This window comes from Streptomyces sp. NPDC001902, from assembly GCF_042891295.1.
In the GTDB taxonomy this organism is placed as follows: Bacteria; Actinomycetota; Actinomycetes; order Streptomycetales; family Streptomycetaceae; genus Actinacidiphila.
In genome coordinates this window covers 448,271-464,352 of sequence record NZ_JBIATA010000002.1, presented here as the reverse complement: position 1 = coordinate 464,352, position 16,082 = coordinate 448,271, and the positions used below count along the sequence as shown (strand labels likewise).

The 16,082-nt window shown below is 73.4% G+C and carries 17 protein-coding genes; 7 read left to right on the top strand and 10 right to left on the bottom strand.

Annotated features, from left to right (window positions below):
- Positions 1-140: 140 nt before the first annotated feature.
- On the top strand, positions 141-1,151 hold the full coding sequence (locus ACFYYN_RS05400) for a LacI family DNA-binding transcriptional regulator (RefSeq protein WP_499513658.1): 1,011 nt from the start codon (positions 141-143) through the stop codon (positions 1,149-1,151).
- Positions 1,152-1,169: 18 nt separating this feature from the next.
- On the opposite strand, the gene ACFYYN_RS05395 is transcribed toward ACFYYN_RS05400, so the two are convergent.
- From ACFYYN_RS05395 to ACFYYN_RS05385, 3 genes are all read right to left on the bottom strand, one after another.
- Complete coding sequence (locus ACFYYN_RS05395; protein ID WP_500544738.1) at positions 1,170-2,276, bottom strand: serine hydrolase domain-containing protein; 1,107 nt, start codon at positions 2,274-2,276, stop codon at positions 1,170-1,172.
- Positions 2,277-2,345: 69 nt separating this feature from the next.
- Positions 2,346-3,017, bottom strand: coding sequence for a peptide-methionine (S)-S-oxide reductase MsrA (msrA, locus tag ACFYYN_RS05390; protein WP_500544737.1), 672 nt, complete (start codon positions 3,015-3,017; stop codon positions 2,346-2,348).
- The gene (locus ACFYYN_RS05385; RefSeq protein WP_500544736.1) at positions 2,987-4,027 is read right to left on the bottom strand and encodes a hypothetical protein; all 1,041 of its coding nucleotides are present in this window, start codon (positions 4,025-4,027) and stop codon (positions 2,987-2,989) included. The genes msrA and ACFYYN_RS05385 overlap by 31 nt, the downstream gene beginning before the upstream one ends.
- Positions 4,028-4,093: 66 nt before the next feature.
- Here ACFYYN_RS05385 and ACFYYN_RS05380 point away from each other — a divergent pair, with 66 nt between their 5' ends.
- A complete protein-coding gene (locus tag ACFYYN_RS05380; protein ID WP_450388435.1) occupies positions 4,094-5,248 on the top strand; it encodes a cystathionine gamma-synthase in 1,155 nt (384 codons plus the stop codon).
- Positions 5,249-5,430: 182 nt separating this feature from the next.
- Here ACFYYN_RS05380 and ACFYYN_RS05375 read toward each other — a convergent pair whose 3' ends face one another.
- Genes ACFYYN_RS05375 through ACFYYN_RS05365 form a run of 3 tightly spaced genes read right to left on the bottom strand, consistent with a single transcriptional unit; the run spans position 5,431 to position 6,661 of the window.
- Complete coding sequence (locus ACFYYN_RS05375; protein WP_500544735.1) at positions 5,431-5,673, bottom strand: hypothetical protein; 243 nt, start codon at positions 5,671-5,673, stop codon at positions 5,431-5,433.
- Positions 5,670-6,134 carry a sigma factor-like helix-turn-helix DNA-binding protein gene (locus tag ACFYYN_RS05370; protein ID WP_500544734.1) on the bottom strand — a complete coding sequence of 155 codons (465 nt, stop codon included), beginning with the start codon at positions 6,132-6,134 and terminating at the stop codon, positions 5,670-5,672. Before ACFYYN_RS05370 ends, ACFYYN_RS05375 begins: the two co-directional genes overlap by 4 nt.
- Before the next feature lie 32 nt (positions 6,135-6,166).
- A complete protein-coding gene (locus ACFYYN_RS05365) occupies positions 6,167-6,661 on the bottom strand; it encodes a MarR family winged helix-turn-helix transcriptional regulator (RefSeq protein ID WP_500326745.1) in 495 nt (164 codons plus the stop codon).
- A 232-nt stretch (positions 6,662-6,893) separates the two neighbouring features.
- Here ACFYYN_RS05365 and ilvA point away from each other — a divergent pair, with 232 nt between their 5' ends.
- From ilvA to ACFYYN_RS05350, 3 genes are all read left to right on the top strand, one after another.
- Positions 6,894-8,054: a threonine ammonia-lyase gene (gene ilvA, locus ACFYYN_RS05360; RefSeq protein WP_500544862.1), complete on the top strand. Its 1,161-nt coding sequence runs from the start codon at positions 6,894-6,896 to the stop codon at positions 8,052-8,054.
- 210 nt (positions 8,055-8,264) lie between these two features.
- Positions 8,265-9,227, top strand: a complete 963-nt coding sequence (locus ACFYYN_RS05355; RefSeq protein WP_499513665.1) for a DrrA family ABC transporter ATP-binding protein — start codon at positions 8,265-8,267, stop codon at positions 9,225-9,227.
- Positions 9,224-10,081 carry an ABC transporter permease gene (locus ACFYYN_RS05350; protein ID WP_500326747.1) on the top strand — a complete coding sequence of 286 codons (858 nt, stop codon included), beginning with the start codon at positions 9,224-9,226 and terminating at the stop codon, positions 10,079-10,081. Before ACFYYN_RS05355 ends, ACFYYN_RS05350 begins: the two co-directional genes overlap by 4 nt.
- An 84-nt stretch (positions 10,082-10,165) precedes the next feature.
- Here the strand turns inward: ACFYYN_RS05350 and greA are convergent, their stop codons facing one another.
- Positions 10,166-10,663, bottom strand: coding sequence for a transcription elongation factor GreA (greA, locus tag ACFYYN_RS05345; RefSeq protein ID WP_499513667.1), 498 nt, complete (start codon positions 10,661-10,663; stop codon positions 10,166-10,168).
- 179 nt (positions 10,664-10,842) lie between these two features.
- Entirely contained in the window at positions 10,843-11,253 is a 411-nt protein-coding gene (locus tag ACFYYN_RS05340) for a DUF4307 domain-containing protein (protein ID WP_500326749.1), read from the bottom strand.
- 107 nt (positions 11,254-11,360) lie between these two features.
- Between ACFYYN_RS05340 and mca the strand changes: the two genes are divergently transcribed.
- Positions 11,361-12,233 (top strand): mycothiol conjugate amidase Mca, encoded by an 873-nt coding sequence (mca, locus tag ACFYYN_RS05335; protein ID WP_500326843.1) that lies wholly within the window; start codon positions 11,361-11,363, stop codon positions 12,231-12,233.
- Positions 12,234-12,237: 4 nt separating this feature from the next.
- The gene (locus ACFYYN_RS05330) at positions 12,238-12,510 is read left to right on the top strand and encodes a hypothetical protein (RefSeq protein WP_500544733.1); all 273 of its coding nucleotides are present in this window, start codon (positions 12,238-12,240) and stop codon (positions 12,508-12,510) included.
- Positions 12,511-12,559: 49 nt separating this feature from the next.
- Here the strand turns inward: ACFYYN_RS05330 and ACFYYN_RS05325 are convergent, their stop codons facing one another.
- Together ACFYYN_RS05325 and ACFYYN_RS05320 are read right to left on the bottom strand one after the other, a co-directional pair.
- Positions 12,560-12,871 (bottom strand): hypothetical protein, encoded by a 312-nt coding sequence (locus ACFYYN_RS05325; protein WP_500544732.1) that lies wholly within the window; start codon positions 12,869-12,871, stop codon positions 12,560-12,562.
- An 82-nt stretch (positions 12,872-12,953) separates the two neighbouring features.
- Complete coding sequence (locus ACFYYN_RS05320) at positions 12,954-16,082, bottom strand: AAA family ATPase (protein ID WP_500544861.1); 3,129 nt, start codon at positions 16,080-16,082, stop codon at positions 12,954-12,956.

Here is a 16,082-nt window from a genome sequence, read left to right as displayed (position 1 = left end):
TGAACGGATTGCCGGATCCGGTCACCCATGTTGTCGAAGCGCTTCGACACGTGTCTGGACAGGGATGTGGGGTCACCGGTAGCGTCTGAGTCGAAGCGCTTCGAAAGGTTTCGACACTTCCTGGGGGGACGGAGAACGACATGGCCACACTCGCTGAGGTAGCCCGCCACGCCGGGGTCTCCGCCAGCACCGTCTCGTACGTCCTGAGCGGCAAGCGGTCGATCTCCGAGGGCACGCGCCGGCGGGTCGAGCGGAGCATCCAGGAACTCGGCTACCACCCGCACGCGGGCGCGCGGGCGCTGGCCAGCAGCCGCTCGAACATCATCGCCCTGATGGTGCCGCTCCGTACGGACATGTACGTCCCCGTCATGATGGAGATCGCGATAGCCGTCGCCACGACGGCCCGTCAGCACGGCCACGACGTACTCCTGCTCACCGGCGAGGAGGGCCCCACCGCGGTCCGGCGGGTCGCGGCCAGCGGACTCGCGGACGCGATGATCCTCATGGACGTCGAGCTGGAGGACGAGCGCATCCCGCTGCTGCGCGCCGGGAACCGGCCCGGCGTGCTCATCGGCCTGCCCGCCGACACCGCCGGACTCACCTGCGTCGACCTCGACTTCGCCGCCACCGGCGCGCTCTGCGCCGACCACCTCGCCGACCTCGGCCACCGCTCCGTCGCCGTCGTCGGCGAGGCCGCGGCGGTCTACCGGCGCCACACGGGCTTCGCCGAGCGCACCCTGCAGGGCCTGCGCTCCCGCGCCGCCGCACGCGGGCTCCGGCTCATCCACCGCCCCTGCGAGGGCAGTTACGAGTCCACCGCGGGCACCCTCTCCCGCATCTTCGAGGAACGGCCGGACACCACCGCGCTCGTCGTCCAGAACGAGTCCGCCATCGCCCCCCTCCTCGCGCTCCTGCGCCAGCAGGGCCGCGCCGTGCCCGAGGACGTCTCCGTCGTCGCCGTCTGCCCCGACCAGGTGGCCACGCAGGCCGCCCCCCAGCTCACCTCGGTCGCCATCCCCGCGCAGCAGATGGGCCGGCACGCGGTCGAACTCGTCATCGCCAAGCTGGGCGGCAGCCCGACGGAGGAGGTCCGCCTCCTCGGCCCCGAACTCACCGTGCGCGCGAGCAGCGGCCCGGCGCCGTCCGCCTGACGACGGCGGGGCGGGCGCTCAGGCCCGCAGCCCCTGGACCCCGTCGTAGGCGGCCATGACGAGTTCCATGCCGCGGGTGTCGTCCGCGGGTTCGCGCATCTGGTTGGGCACGTACGCCACCGTCATACGGGCCTCGGGGTCGATCATCACGAGCGAGCCGCCCCAACCGCCCCACCCGAAGCTGTTGCCGAACAGCCCGTAGCCCAGCCCCCAGCGGACCGGCATGCCCAGGCGGCGGTCCTCTCCGCTGAACTGCTCCTCCCGCGCACGGTCGCAGCCCGCCGGCGACAGCAGCCGCACCCCGCGCACCGTTCCGCCGCAGGCCAGCACCGACTGCACGAGGGCGACCGAGCGGGCGTTGCCGAAGCCGCTCGCCGCCGGGATCTGCGCGCGACGCCACGCCACGCCGTTCCCGTCACGGAGCCGCACGGCGGTGCCGGAGCCGGGCGACGCGCCGCCGCCGGGCGCGCTCGCGGCGTAGTCCTCGTCCCGGGACGGCGGCGGGACGGCGGGCGCCACTCGGGGGTCGTGCTCGGCGGGCAGTCCGATGTGGAAGTCGGCGCCCAGCGGTCCGGCCACCTCCTGTGCGAAGAAGCCGCCCACGCTCCGGCCGGTGACCCGGCGTACGACCTCGCCCACGAGGTACCCCTGGGTGAGCGAGTGGTACCCGGCCGCGCTGCCCGGTTCCCACTGCGGGGCCAGCGCCGCCAGACGCGCGGTGGCGGACGGCCAGTCGTAGAGCCCGTCGATCGGCCCGTCCCAGTCGGGCAGGCCCGCGGTGTGCGCGAGCAGGTGCCGGACCAGCACCTTCTCCTTGCCCGCCGCGGCGAACTCCGGCCAGTAGCGGGCGACCGGCGCGTCCGGATCGAGCGCGCCGCGGTCGGCCAGGACCAGCGCGCACAGTGCCGTCATCGTCTTGGTGACGGACCAGACGTTGGTGATCGTGTCCCGCTGCCACGGGACCGTGCGGTCCGCGTCGGCGAACCCGCCCCAGACGTCCACCACCGGCTCGCCGTCGACGAAGACCGCGACGGAGCCCCCCGCGTCCCCGTCGTCCAGCAATCCGGCGAGCGCGCCCGGCACCGCGGTGAACAGGTCGTCGTACGTGCCCTGGATATCGGCCATGCGCCGTATTAGCGCGTACCGGCAGAGCGCAGGCAATCGAATTTCCCGGCCGGGACCGGCGGGAGGGGCTCAGCCACCGGCCTTCGCGATGCCGACCGGGCAGGAGACCCCCGTCCCCTCGATGCCGCAGTAGCCGCCGGGGTTCTTGTCCAGGTACTGCTGGTGGTACGGCTCGGCGGCGTGGAAGGGGCCCGCGGGGACGACCGCCGTGGTGATGGTGCCGTGCCCCTTGGCGCGCAGGGCGGACTGGTAGGCCTCGCGGGAGGCGAGGGCCGTCGCGAGCTGCCCGGGGGAGTGGGTGTACACCGCGGAGCGGTACTGGGTGCCGACGTCGTTGCCCTGGCGGTGGCCCTGGGTGGGGTCGTGGGCCTCCCAGAACACCTTCAGCAGCTCCCCGTACGAGATCAGCGCCGGGTCGAAGACGACCCGCACGACCTCGGCGTGGCCGGTGAGGCCGCTGCAGACCTCCTCGTACGTCGGGTTCTCCGTGTACCCGCCCGCGTAGCCGACGAGCGTCGTCCACACGCCGGGCGTCCGCCAGAAGACGCGCTCGGCGCCCCAGAAGCAGCCCAGCGCGAAGTCGGCGACCTCCAGGTCGGCCGGGTAGGGGCCGGGGAGGGGCCTGCCGAGCACGGTGTGGCGGTCGGGCACCGTGTGGAGCGGGGCGGGACGGCCCGGTATCGCCTCCTCACGGGAGGGCAGGCGCGGCGTCAACGGGTGCGCCCGCGCTCGGAGTTCCACTCCAGCCCCGCGAGCGCCTGCGCCCGGCCGGCGGCGTACGCCGCGGCAGGGTCGGCCTCGTAGGCCCAGGGGGCCGCGCCCGCGTAGCCGTCGATGGCGCGGAACTGCTCGACCGCCTCGTGGAAGCGCTTCGCGCGCAGCAGGAAGGCCGCCAGCAGGTGCCGCACCACGGGCAGCACCGGGTCGGAGGGGGAGGCGTGCTCGGTGGCGTAGAGCGCGCCGCCGATGGCACGGGAGACGACGTCGCTCTCGTAGAAGCTGCGGACGAGGATGACGTCCGGCAGGTGCGCGAAGACCTCGAAGAGCGGCAGGGCCGGCAGCAGGCTGCCCTCGGGCGCGGAGGAGGCGGCCCGCTCGGCGAAGTCGCGTGCGGCGTCCTCCGGGAGGCGGGCGAGGGCGGCCAGGTGGGCGCCCATGTGGTGCGGGGCGCGGGAGGCGACCTTCTCCCAGACCGTGGCGAAGTCCGCGTCCGCGGCGAGCGCGACGACGTACGGGACGGGGTCCCCCGGCGCGAGCAGCGCGGCCTCGTCGGCGACCGTGCGGGCCTCCTCCAGGATCATCGGCACGTCCGGGGACCCGGCCGGCTCACGCCGGGCCCGCTGCACCAGGAACGCCGCGTGGACGGCCGCCCCGCCGGCGTCCTTCGGGTCCTCGACCCGCCAGGTGCGCAGCCACGCCGCGCCCGTGCCGGGGGTCTGCGTCAGCTCGACCGCCGCGGCGCCGGCCAGGGTCTGGACCCGCTGCCAGCGCAGCTCGCCCGCGGCCGGGGTGCCCTTGAGGAGGGCGGCGACCGCGCGCCAGTCCTGGGTGCGCTGGGTCACGGTCAGCGCCTGCGTCAGCTCGTCGTCCGGACCCGGCAGCCGGATGTCGATCTCCTCCCGGGGCACGAAGCCGTACCGGGCGGGATCGACCGCGGCCACGGCCCGCACGCCGCGGCCGCGCAGCATGCGGGGCACCAGCACGATCGCCGAGATCAGCAGAACGCCGTACAGCACCCACAGGAATTCCATGATGAGCAAGCCTACGCGGGCCCGGCCGGCACGTCCCGGCCCGCGGCTCGCACTACGCTCGGCGGTATGAGCGAGCAGCAGCACCAGAACTTCGAGACCCTCGCGATCCACGCGGGTCAGCCGGCCGACGCCCAGACCGGGGCCGTGGTCACGCCGATCTACCAGGTCTCCACGTACAAGCAGGACGGGGTCGGGGGCCTGCGCGGCGGCTACGAGTACAGCCGGTCCGCCAACCCCACGCGCACCGCGCTGGAGGAGAACCTCGCGGCGCTCGAAGGCGGCCGCCGCGGCCTGGCGTTCGCGTCCGGCCTGGCCGCCGAGGACTGCCTGCTGCGCACGGTCCTGAAGCCCGGCGACCACGTGGTCATCCCCAACGACGCGTACGGCGGCACCTTCCGGCTCTTCGCCAAGGTCGTCGAGCGCTGGGGCGTGCAGTGGTCGGTCGCCGACACCTCCGACCCGGCGGCGGTCCGGGCCGCGCTCAGGCCCGAGACCAAGGTGATCTGGGTGGAGACGCCCAGCAACCCGCTGCTCGGGATCACCGACATCGCGGCGCTGGCGGACATCGCGCGCGGCGCGGACGCCCGGCTCGTCGTCGACAACACCTTCGCCAGCCCCTACCTGCAGCAGCCGCTGGCGCTCGGCGCCGACGTGGTCGTGCACTCCACCACCAAGTACATGGGCGGGCACTCGGACGTGGTCGGCGGCGCCCTGGTCGCGGCCGACGCGGGGCTCGGCGAGGAACTGGCCTACCACCAGAACGCGATGGGCGCCGTGGCCGGCCCCTTCGACGCGTGGCTGGTGATGCGGGGCATCAAGACGCTCGCGGTGCGCATGGACCGGCACAGCGAGAACGCGGCCCGGGTCGCGGAACTGCTCTCGCTGCACCCGAAGGTCACCCAGGTCTTCTACCCCGGGCTGCCCGAGCACGCGGGGCACGACGTCGCGGCCAAGCAGATGAAGCGGTTCGGCGGGATGGTGTCCTTCCGCGTCGCGGGCGGCGAGGAGGCGGCCGTCGAGGTGTGCAACCGGGCGCGGCTGTTCACGCTGGGCGAGTCCCTGGGCGGCGTCGAGTCCCTCATCGAGCACCCGGGCCGGATGACGCACGCCTCGGTCGCGGGCTCCGCGCTGGAGGTCCCGGCGGACCTGGTGCGGCTCTCGGTGGGCATCGAGTCCGTCGACGACCTCCTGGAAGACCTCCGCCAGGCCCTGGGCGCGTAGCGCCCCGTTGCCGGGTGCGGCGCCGTTGTGGTTGCGGTTGGGGTTTCTCCCCCGCCCTCCCGCCCTCCCCCAGCCTTCGGCCGGGGGAGGGCGGGAGGGCGGGGGATGCCCGCCGCAGGCGCAAACAACCCGCACACAACAACCGGCCGCACGGGGCGCCCCCGGCCATCCGGCGGAGCCGGTCACCAGTCGCCGGGCGTCGTGTCGAGCGGCTCCGCCGCCGGCCACCACAGCACCGCGAGGACGAGCGCGACGACGACCGCCACGACGAGCAGCGTCCACAGGACGGCGTGCAGCACGCGGCGGCGGGCCAGGACGCGGCGGCCGCGCTCGGCGGCGCGCGGGGCGAGGTCCACCGGCACCGCGGGGTGAGGCCCGTCGAGCAGCCGGCGGACCTCGTCCTGCTTGCGGTCGTACGGGCTCACGACGCGACCTCCCGCACCCGGGGCGCCGCCCCGCCGGGGGCGGGCCGGCTGCGCAACGCCGCGGTGGCCCGCAGGGTGATCGCCCGCACCCGTTCCGACGGCATGCCGAGCTGCGCGGCGGCCTGTTCCTCGGCGATGCCCTCGTACAGCCGCAGCACGATCACCAGCCGCTCCCGCACGTCGAGCGGCCCGAGCACCCCGCCGCGCGGGCGGCGCCACCAGGGGCGGTGGGCGAAGCGGCGGACGATCTCGGCGCGGGTGCAGGCGTACGGGTCCTCGCCGCGCATCCGGAACCAGTCGGCGTAGCTGCGCGACAGGGCGGCGCACAGCAGTTCGGTCCCTTCCGCCCGGTCCCCCGTGAGCAGGACGGCGACGTGCAGCAACCGCCCTGCCGCGCCCGCCGCGAACGCCTCGAACTCGGCCTCGCGCAGGCGCTCCGCTGCCTCCCGGCGCTCTCCCACAGCGACATGGGACGGCAGACGGCGTCCTCAGGTCAAGAGTTCTGCTCGTCTCCTTGCGTGACGGAGGAGTGGTACTGCGCGAGCGCGCCGTTGAACCGGCCGAGGAGGTCGGTGAAGGACTCGCGCTCCTGCGGCGTCCAGTCCTCCGTCACGACCGCCATGAGCTGCTGCCGCGAGCTGCGGACCTCCTCCAGGCGGGAACGTCCGCGGGGGGAGAGGGCGAGCACGACCGCCCGCCCGTCCTCGGGGTGGGAGGTGCGCTTGACCAGTCCGCTGTCCACGAGCGGGGCGACCTGGCGCGTGACGGTGGAGGAGTCGATGCCCATGCCCTCCGCGAGCGCCTTCACGCCCATCGGGCCTTCGTTGTCGAGGCGGTGGAGCAGCAGGTACGCGGCCCGGTCCATGGAGTTGCGGGCCTTGCCGACGCCACCGAGGCGCGTCTGTTCCGCGCGGCGGGCGAAGAGCGCCACCTCGTGCTGCAGGCGCTCCAGGAGGTCGGTCGTGATCTCCGAGGGGGGAATGGGCATGGCCGGAAGCTCGCGTTCTGTCGGTCCTGCGAAGGTTGGGAGAAGAGTACGCGGAGAGCGTCACCCCGGGACCCCGCCGCGGAAAACTGCTCGGTCCGTCCGGGCGGTGGCCGCTGCTGCAAGACTGGGGACCATGGAAAGCCCCGCACGTCCGGCACGTCGCACCAGTCGCGCGGTGGTGGCCGCACGGCCGTCTCCGGTCACCATCGACGATGTGCGCGGCGCGCACAAGATGCTGTCGGGTGTGGCCCGCGTGACCCCCATGGAGGGCAGCCGGTACCTGTCCCGTCTGGTGGCCGCCCCGGTGCACCTGAAGTGCGAGAACCTGCAGCGCACGGGCTCCTTCAAGGTGCGCGGCGCCTACGTGAGGATCGCGGGTCTGCGGCCGGAGGAGCGCGCGGCGGGCGTGGTCGCGGCGAGCGCCGGCAACCACGCGCAGGGCGTGGCACTGGCCGCGTCGCTGCTCGGGGTGCGCTCCACCGTCTTCATGCCGTCCGGCGCCCCGCTGCCGAAGGTCGCGGCGACCCGCGACTACGGGGCGGAGGTGCGGTTGCACGGGCTCGTGGTGGACGAGACGCTGCGCGCCGCCCAGGAGTACGCGCAGGAGACGGGCGCGGTCTTCATCCATCCCTTCGACCACCCGGACATCGTCGCCGGGCAGGGCACGGTGGGCCTGGAGATCCTCGACCAGTGCCCGGAGGTGCGCACGATCGTCGTGGGGATGGGCGGCGGCGGGCTCGCGGCCGGCGTGGCGGTGGCGGTGAAGGCGGTGCGTCCCGAGGTGCGGGTCGTCGGCGTGCAGGCGGCGGGCGCGGCCGCCTATCCGCCCTCGCTGGCGGCGGGGCGGCCGGTGGCGCTGGACGCGGTGGCGACCATGGCGGACGGGATCAAGGTGGGCTGCCCGGGGGAGGTGCCGTTCGCCATCGTCCGGGACCTGGTGGACGAGGTGTGCACGGTCACCGAGGACGAGCTGTCCAGCGCGCTGCTGCTGTGCCTGGAGCGGGCGAAGCTGGTGGTCGAGCCGGCCGGGGCGAGTCCGGTGGCGGCCCTGCTGTCGCGGCCGGAGGCCTTCGACGGGCCGGTCGTCGCCGTGCTGTCCGGCGGCAACGTCGACCCGCTGCTGATGGAGCGCACCCTGCGGCACGGCATGGCGGCCGCCGGGCGCTACATGTCCTTCCGGCTGCGGCTCACGGACCGGCCGGGAGCGCTGGCGGCGCTGCTGGAGATCCTTTCGGCGAGTGACGCAAACGTGCTGGACATCGCGCACGTGCGCACGGATCCTCGGTTGGGGCTGACCGAGGCGGAGGTCGAGCTGCAGCTGGAGACCCGCGGCCCCGAGCACCGGGCCGCCGTGGCGGCGGCCCTGCGGACGGCCGGGTACGTGCTGCTCTGAGGCCGTTCGCTCCGGATTGTCAGTGGTGTACGGCATGGTGGAGTCAGGGTGTCGTGGGCGCGGGACGGCGCGTGCGGGCGGAGCACGGATAAATCCGCTTGACGCGATATATCGCGTCTGGGATGCTCGCGACACATCGTGGTGCGCTGCCGTGCGGCCGCGTGCCCGCACAGTCCCCATGCACCCCAAGCCCCGAATCGGAGACATCGCATGCCAGGCGCCATCCATGCCGAAGGTCTGGTGAAGACCTTCGGTGACGTACGGGCACTGGACGGAGTGGACCTCGACGTCCCTGAGGGGACCGTCCTGGGCCTCCTCGGCCCCAACGGGGCCGGGAAGACGACCGCCGTACGCGTCCTGACCACCCTGCTGCAGCCCGACAGCGGCAAGGCCGTCGTGGCCGGCATAGACGTGCTGAAGCACCCCAACGAGGTGCGCCGGCAGATCGGCCTGTCCGGTCAGTTCGCGGCGGTCGACGAGTACCTCACCGGCCGCGAGAACCTGCAGATGGTCGGCCAGCTCTACCAGATGAGCGCCCGGGACGCGAAGGCCCGTGCGGCGGAGCTGCTCGAGCGCTTCAACCTCGCCGAGGCGGCCGACCGTACGGCCAAGACCTACTCCGGCGGCATGCGGCGCCGGCTCGACCTGGCGGCCGCGCTGGTCGTCAGGCCGCCGGTGATGTTCATGGACGAGCCGACCACCGGCCTCGACCCCCGCAACCGCCTCGCGCTGTGGGAGGTCATCCAGGACCTGGTCGCCGGCGGCACCACGCTGCTGCTCACCACGCAGTACCTGGAGGAGGCCGACCACCTCGCCCACGACATCTGCGTGATCGACCACGGCAAGGTCATCGCCCGCGGCACCTCCGACGAGCTCAAGGCGCGGACCGGCGGCGAGCGCGTCGAGGTCGTCGTCCACGACCGCGAGCACCTGGTGACCGCCACCGAGGTGCTGAACGGCTTCGGCAAGGGCGAGACCGCCGTGGACAACCACACCCGGCGGATCACCGTGCCGGTCACGGGGGGCGCCAAGCTGCTCGCCGAGGTCATCCGTGAGCTCGACACCCGCGGCATCGAGATCGACGACATCGGTCTGCGCCGGCCCACGCTCGACGACGTGTTCATGTCCCTCACCGGCCACGCCGCCGAGGAGAAGGAAGAGGAGTCCCAGTGACCACGGTGACCGACGCGGTCCCCACCAGCGCGCCGCGCACCTCCAACCCGATCGTGCAGTCCGTCCGCGACTCGCTGGTGGTCGCCCGGCGCAACCTGATCCGCATGCTGCGCATCCCCGAGGTCGTGATCTTCGGTCTCGTGCAGCCGATCATGTTCGTGGTGCTGTTCAGCTACGTCTTCGGCGGCTCCATGAACGTCGGCGGCTCCACCAGCCCCGCGCTCTACCGCGAGTTCCTGATGGCCGGCATCTTCGCCCAGACCGTGACCTTCGCCACCGCGGGCGCCGGCGCGGGCATCGCGGACGACATGCACAAGGGCCTCATCGACCGCTTCCGGTCGCTGCCCATGGCCCGCGGCGCGGTGCTCACCGGCCGCACCCTGGCGGACCTGGTGCAGACCGCCCTGACCGTCGTGGTGCTCGCCATCGTGGCCGTGCTCGTCGGCTGGCGCGTCCACGAGGGCCTGCCCAAGGCGCTCGCGGCGTTCGGCCTGCTGCTCCTGCTCGGTTACGCCTTCTCCTGGATCGGCGCCCTGATCGGCCTGTCCGTCCGTACCCCGGAGGCGGCCACCTCCGGCGGTCTGATCTGGCTGTTCCCGCTGACGTTCATCTCGAACGCCTTCGTGGACTCCAACCAGATGACCCCCTGGCTGCGGCACATCGCCGAGTGGAACCCGTTCAGCGCCACCGTGCTGGCCTGCCGGGAGCTGTTCGGCAACCTGCCGCCGAACTACCAGACCCCGGACGTCTGGCCGATGCAGCACCCGGTGCTCGCCTCGGTGCTGTGGTCGATCGTCATCATCCTGGTCTTCCGCACCCTCGCGGTGCGCAAGTACCGCTCGGCGACCGCCTGACCCCGGCCCGCGGGCGCACGCCCGCGGCACACGACGAGCCCCCGGCCTTCCGGCCGGGGGCTCGTCCGCGTATGGGGGGCGGCGTCAGCCGCTGTGCGGCTTGGCCTCGATGATCCTCACCGAGGCCTTCTTGCCGTTCGGGAGCTCGTACGTCGCGTCCTCGCCGATCTTCTTGCCGTTCACGCCCGAGCCGAGCGGCGACTGCGGCGAGTAGGTCTCCAGGTCGGAGGAGACGTACTCACGCGAGCCGAGCAGGAACGTCAGGGTGTCGTCGGGGTCGCCGTCGAAGGCGATCGTCACGACCATGCCGGGCGCGACCACGCCGTTGTCCGCCGGTGCCTCGCCCACCTTGGCGTGTTGCAGGAGCTGCGTCAGCTGGCGGATCCGGAGCTCCAGCTTGCCCTGGTCCTCACGCGCCGCGTGGTAACCGGCGTTCTCCTTGAGATCGCCTTCCTGACGGGCTTCCTCGATCTTGGCGACGATCTCGGTGCGTGCGGGACCCGACAGGTGCTCCAGCTCTGCCTTGAGCTGGTCGTACGCCTCCTGGGTCAGCCAGGTGACGTTCTCGCTGGTCTGGGTCACAGGTGCTCCTCGTCGTACTCGAACTCGCTTGCTTACAAATGAACGCCCTACCCAAAAAGATGCGTCTTCGCGGGAGGGCGAAACCACGAGCGTAACAATTCCCCCCGACAATCGGCGAGAGGGAAATCATCAAGAAGCGATAAACGCAGGTCAGGGGGCGAATGACCGGGCAGGTCGGATCATCGGGCGGGCTCGCAGCCGACCAGTTCCGCGGTAGTGCCGCGACTGGTGGTGCGAATGGTGACGACGGTGTCGATGCGACCCGTGTGCTGATTGAGGCGAACGTCCTTGCGGCCGACTTCGCCGTGGTCCTCGGCGAGCGAACGCAGGGTGCACACCGCCGTGACCCCTGTGTCCTTGCGCACCTCGATGTGGACCTGGACCTCCTGGTCGGAGACGACCTGGAACTTGATCAGTTCGGCGCTGACCTCGGTGCCGGTGAGCTTGTCCCAGCCGATCCAGCCGACGAACAGCAGCAGCACCACACCGAGCACCGAGCCGACGAGCCGCAGCCTGCGGTCCGCACGCGCGTCGGCCTCGGCCTCCCGCCCGTACCGTCCCTGGGGCAGTCCGTCGCGCACCGCGCTCATCGTTCAGTCCTCCCGGGGCCCGGGGAATCCCGCCTTGGAATCAAACAGCCCCTCGCTTCGGTCACTATAGAAGCCGCTACTTACGACCCATGACTGAGGATCCGACCTTGACCGAGCAGCTGCGACTGATGGCCGTGCACGCACACCCCGACGACGAGTCCAGCAAGGGCGCGGCCACCATGGCCAGGTACGTCTCCGAGGGCGTCGACGTCCTGGTCGCCACCTGCACCGGTGGCGAGCGCGGTTCCGTGCTCAACCCCAAACTGCAGGGCGACACGTACATCGAGGAGCACATCCACGAGGTCCGCGCCAAGGAGATGGACGAGGCGCGCGAGATCCTCGGCGTCCAGCAGTCCTGGCTCGGCTACGTCGACTCCGGGCTCCCCGAGGGCGATCCGCTGCCCCCGCTGCCCGAGGGCTGCTTCGCCCTCCAGGACGTGGACGAGGCCGCGGGCACCCTGGTGAAGCTCATCCGCGAGTTCCGGCCGCACGTGATCACCACGTACGACGAGAACGGCGGCTACCCGCACCCCGACCACATCATGACCCACAAGATCTCGATGGTCGCCTTCGACGCCGCGGGCGACCCCGAGCGCTACCCCGAGGCCGGCGAGCCGTGGACGCCGCTGAAGCTCTACTACAACCAGGGCTTCAACCGGCAGCGCACCGTCGCCCTGCACGAGGCCCTGCTCGCCCGCGGCCTGGAGTCCCCGTACGGGGAGTGGCTGGAGCGCTGGCAGACCGCCGACCGGCCGGAACGCAACATCACCACGCACGTGCCGTGCGCGGACTTCTTCGAGATCCGGGACAAGGCGCTGCTCGCCCACGCCACCCAGATCGACCCCGACGGCGCCTGGTTCCACGTCCCGATGGAGCTCCAGAAGGAGATCTGGCCCACCGAGGACTACGAGCTCGCGAAGTCCCGGGTGGACACCTCCCTCCCCGAGGACGACCTCTTCGCGGGCATCCGGGAGAATTGAGCGCGTGAACGCGACATTCGGCACGGCCGCAGCCCAGCTCGTCCCCCTCGCCGTCAAGGACCTGGACGAGAACAAGGTGACGCCCGGCCTCCTCGGCTTCGTCATCTTCGCCCTCATCGGCCTCTCCCTGTGGTGGCTGATGAAGAACATGAACAAGCAGTTCAAGAAGATCGACTTCGAGGAGCAGCCGGAGCAGGCCGGGCAGCCCGCGGAGCCGGTCAAGGCCTCGGCCGCCTCCGCCGCCTCCGGCGCCGAGGGCCCCGGCAGCAAGGGCTGAGGCACGCCGGACACCCCCTCCCGGCACGGGAGGGGGTGTCGCGGCTCGCTCACTCCGGCGCGGCGACGGTGACCCGTGTGAAGAGCAGCGGGACGCCCTCGTCGTCGGAGCGGGTGTACGAGGTCCGCACCGCGACCACCCGCACGTCGTGGTCGTGCACGGCGACGTGCCCGCCGACGGCCGGTACGGGGAGCGCCCCGCTGGAGACGATCACGGCGAGGCCGTCGTCGACGCCCTCCGGCGCCTGCCAGGCGAAGGTGATCGTGTGCCGCACCGGACTCTCGTGGTAGATGCTGGCCTCGCGCGGCAGCGCCTGCTCCCGGTCGCGGATGGGCTGGAGCGCAGCGGGCAGCCGGTCCATGGTTCGTCCTCTCGCGGTCGGTCCCCGTCGCGATTGTCGCCCGTGGGACGTCCCGGAGCGGGTGACACGCTGGGCCGGGCCCTCAGCCCTCCACCGCCCGGTCCACCGGCACGGCCATCACCATGCGGGCGCCCCGCGACGGCACCATGCCCAGCCGCCAGGCCTCCCACGGCGTGCCCGGCTCAACGCCGCGCTCCAGCAGCAGGGCGTAGGCCTCCGCGTACTCCTGCAGGTCCAGGTCGCGGCCCTCGTACGGGTCGTCCGTCAGCCGGGCGAGCCGCCCGCGGGCCTCGGCGGCGCCCTCGCGCGAGAGCAGCGGCAGCAGCGTGCACTGCAGGAAGCGCGCCCACGCCAGGCCGCGCCTGTCGTCCAGGCCGGCGAAGAGCCGCTCCGCCTCCCGCACCAGCTCCAGGGCCGCAGGGACCCGCCCGTTGCCGGCGTCGACGACGGCGAGCTCCACACAGGACCAGCCCTCGCCGTGCGGCACCCCCACGCGGTGGAAGTCGGCGCGGGCGTCCTGCAGGAGCTGGCGGGCGAAACCGCTGTTGCGCAGGTTGCCGGTGAGCGCCGCCCGCTGGTCACGGGTGACCCGGCCGGAGTGGTGGCGGGCGCAGGCCAGCCCGTAGACGTCCCGCATCCGGCTGAACATGGTGCGGGAGCGCTCCAGGGCCCGCAGGGCCGCGTCCAGTTCACCGCCCTCCTCCAGCGCCTGGCCGAGGTAGTACAGCGACCATGCCTCGCCGCGGGCGTCCTCGTTCGCGCGGTGGCGGGCCAGGGCGTCGCCCAGCAGGTGCTGGGCGGCGCCGGCGTCCCCGCGCAGCAGGCGGGCGCGGCCGAGCTGGGTGACGGTCCAGGCCTCACCACGGGGGTCGCGGGTCGCGGCGTAGCACTCGCCCGCGGTACGCAGCTCGGTCTCGCCGCGCCCGGCCTCGCCGAGCCGCAGCAGCAACTGCCCCAGCTGCAGGTGGGCCCAGGCCTCGCCGTGCACGCTCTCGCTCTCCCGGTGCAGCGCCAGCGACTCGGCCAGCAGCCCGTGCGCCTCCGCCAGCCGGCCGGCGTCGCGCAGCACCGCGGCCAGCGCGTGCTGCGTCCAGGCCCGGTCGGCCCGCAGCTCGTCGCCGGCCTGCAGTTCCAGGGCCTCCCGCAACTTGGCCTCCGCCTCGCGCAGGCCGCCCTGCTGGTGCAGCGTGATGCCCAGGCTGCACAGGGCGCGGGCGGCGCCCGCCGGGTGCTGCGCCTCGAAGTACAGGTCGACCACCGACGACAGCGTGGAGCGGGCCTTGTCCAGCTCGCCGAGCTGCCGCGCGGCGATGCCGGTGCGCCACTGCACCGAGCGGACCAGCACCGACTGGTCGGCCTCCCGCTGGTGCGCCTGGGCCAGTTCGCTGATCTCGCCCAGCCGGTACAGGTCGCCGCGGAGCAGGCAGTAGTCGCACAGCGCGCCGAGCAGGTGCTGCACCACCCGCTGGTCGACGCCGTCGGAGTGCCGCAGCGCCGCGGTGATGAAGCTCGACTCCTCGTCCAGCCAGCGCAGCGCCTGGTCCAGGGAGGGGAAGCCCTGCGGCCCGAAACGGTCGGCGCGGGTCGAGGTCCGGCCGTCGACGAGCCGGATGACCGCGTCCGCCAGCTCGGCGTAGCTGCGGATCAGGCGCTCCTGGGCGGCCGCCCGCTCGGCCGGGTCCTCCTCGTCCAGCAGGCGCGCGTGCGCGAAGCGCCGTACGAGGTCGTGCAGCCGGTAGCGGCTGCCGCGCACGTGCTCGATGAGACCGGCCGAGGCCAGTTCGCCCAGCCGCCGGGCCGCCTCCTGCTCCTCCGCCCCCAGCAGGGCCGCGGCGGCCGCCGCGCCGAGGCTCGTCCGCCCGGCGAGCGCCAGCCGCCGCAGCAGCCGGCGGGCCGGCTCGGGCTGGTCGTGGTAACGCAGCGCCAGCGCCCGGTCGACCGGGCCCACCGGGCCGTACGCCGCCAGGTCGGCGGCCAGCCGCTCCGCGCCCCGGTCGGGCAGCGAACTGCCCGCGATGCGCAGCGCCAGCGGCAGCCCGCCGCACAGCCGCCGTACGGCATCGGCGGCACCGGCGCCGTCCGCCGTCGTGAGGGCGCCGGACGACAGGCCGGTCAGCAGCTCCCGTGACGCCTCAGCCCCGAGCGGGTCGACCGGCAGGGCGTAGACGCGGGCCGCCGGTACGTCGAGGGAGAGCGGTTCGGCCGACGTGACCAGGACGAGGCTGTCGGAGCGCTCCGGGACCAGGGCGCGGATCTGCTCGGGTCCGGCGGCGTCGTCGAGGACGATGACGACCGGCACGTCGGTGAGGTGCTTCTGGTACTGGTCCGTCAGGCGCCGCAGATGCTGCTCCTGGGAGGTGCGCTCGCGGAACAGGAGTTGTTCGCGGGGCGCCCCGAGCCGGTTGAGCAGGTGCAGCAGTGCGTCCCGTACGGGCAGCGGCCGCTCCCCGGGCGCGGCGCCGCGCAGGTCGACGACGCAGGCGCCGCGGAACTGGTCCTTGAGCTGCTGGGCGGCGCGCACGGCGAGCGTGGTGCGCCCGGAACCGGCCTGGCCGTGCAGGACGACCACGACGGGCTCCGAGGCCGGGGAGACCCGCGCCTGGTGCACCCACTGGGCGATCTGCCGCAGCGGGTCCCGGCGGCCGGTGAACGGCCCCTCGGTGGCGGGAAGCTGGGCGAAGGACTGCTCCAGGACGCTGCGCCCCCGCGCGGCGGCGCTGCGGTCGGTGCGGCGCTGCGCCGGCACCTTCGCGGGGGCCGGCGCGGCGCGCCTGCGTTCCAGGAACGGACGTACACCGCGCTGTTCCACGGCCTCCAGCCAGACCTGCCGCAGGTCCTGCGGCCGGGTGCCGCCACCGCCCGTCGCCAGCGCGGCCGTCACCGCAGCGCCGGTGACCGCCACCACGCCGCCGACGCCCAGCGCGGTGGAGGTCGGCGTGCCCCAGCCGAGGTCCGCCACGCATGCCGCGACGGCGGCGACCGCGGTCACCAGCGCGGGGGTGACCAGCGACGACCGGCGGCCCGAGCGTTCCGCCGCCAGCGCGGCGGTGTACACCCCGTACTCGTCCGGCGCCGCGGCCGCTATCTCGTCGACCGCCGCCCGGGCCTGCCGCAGCGCCTCCTCCGCCTCGCCGGAGCGCCCGCCCTGCGGCTCACCGGCGACGGCGCGTTCCAGCAGCCGTAGCACCTCGGCCCGGTCGGACGTGCTCAG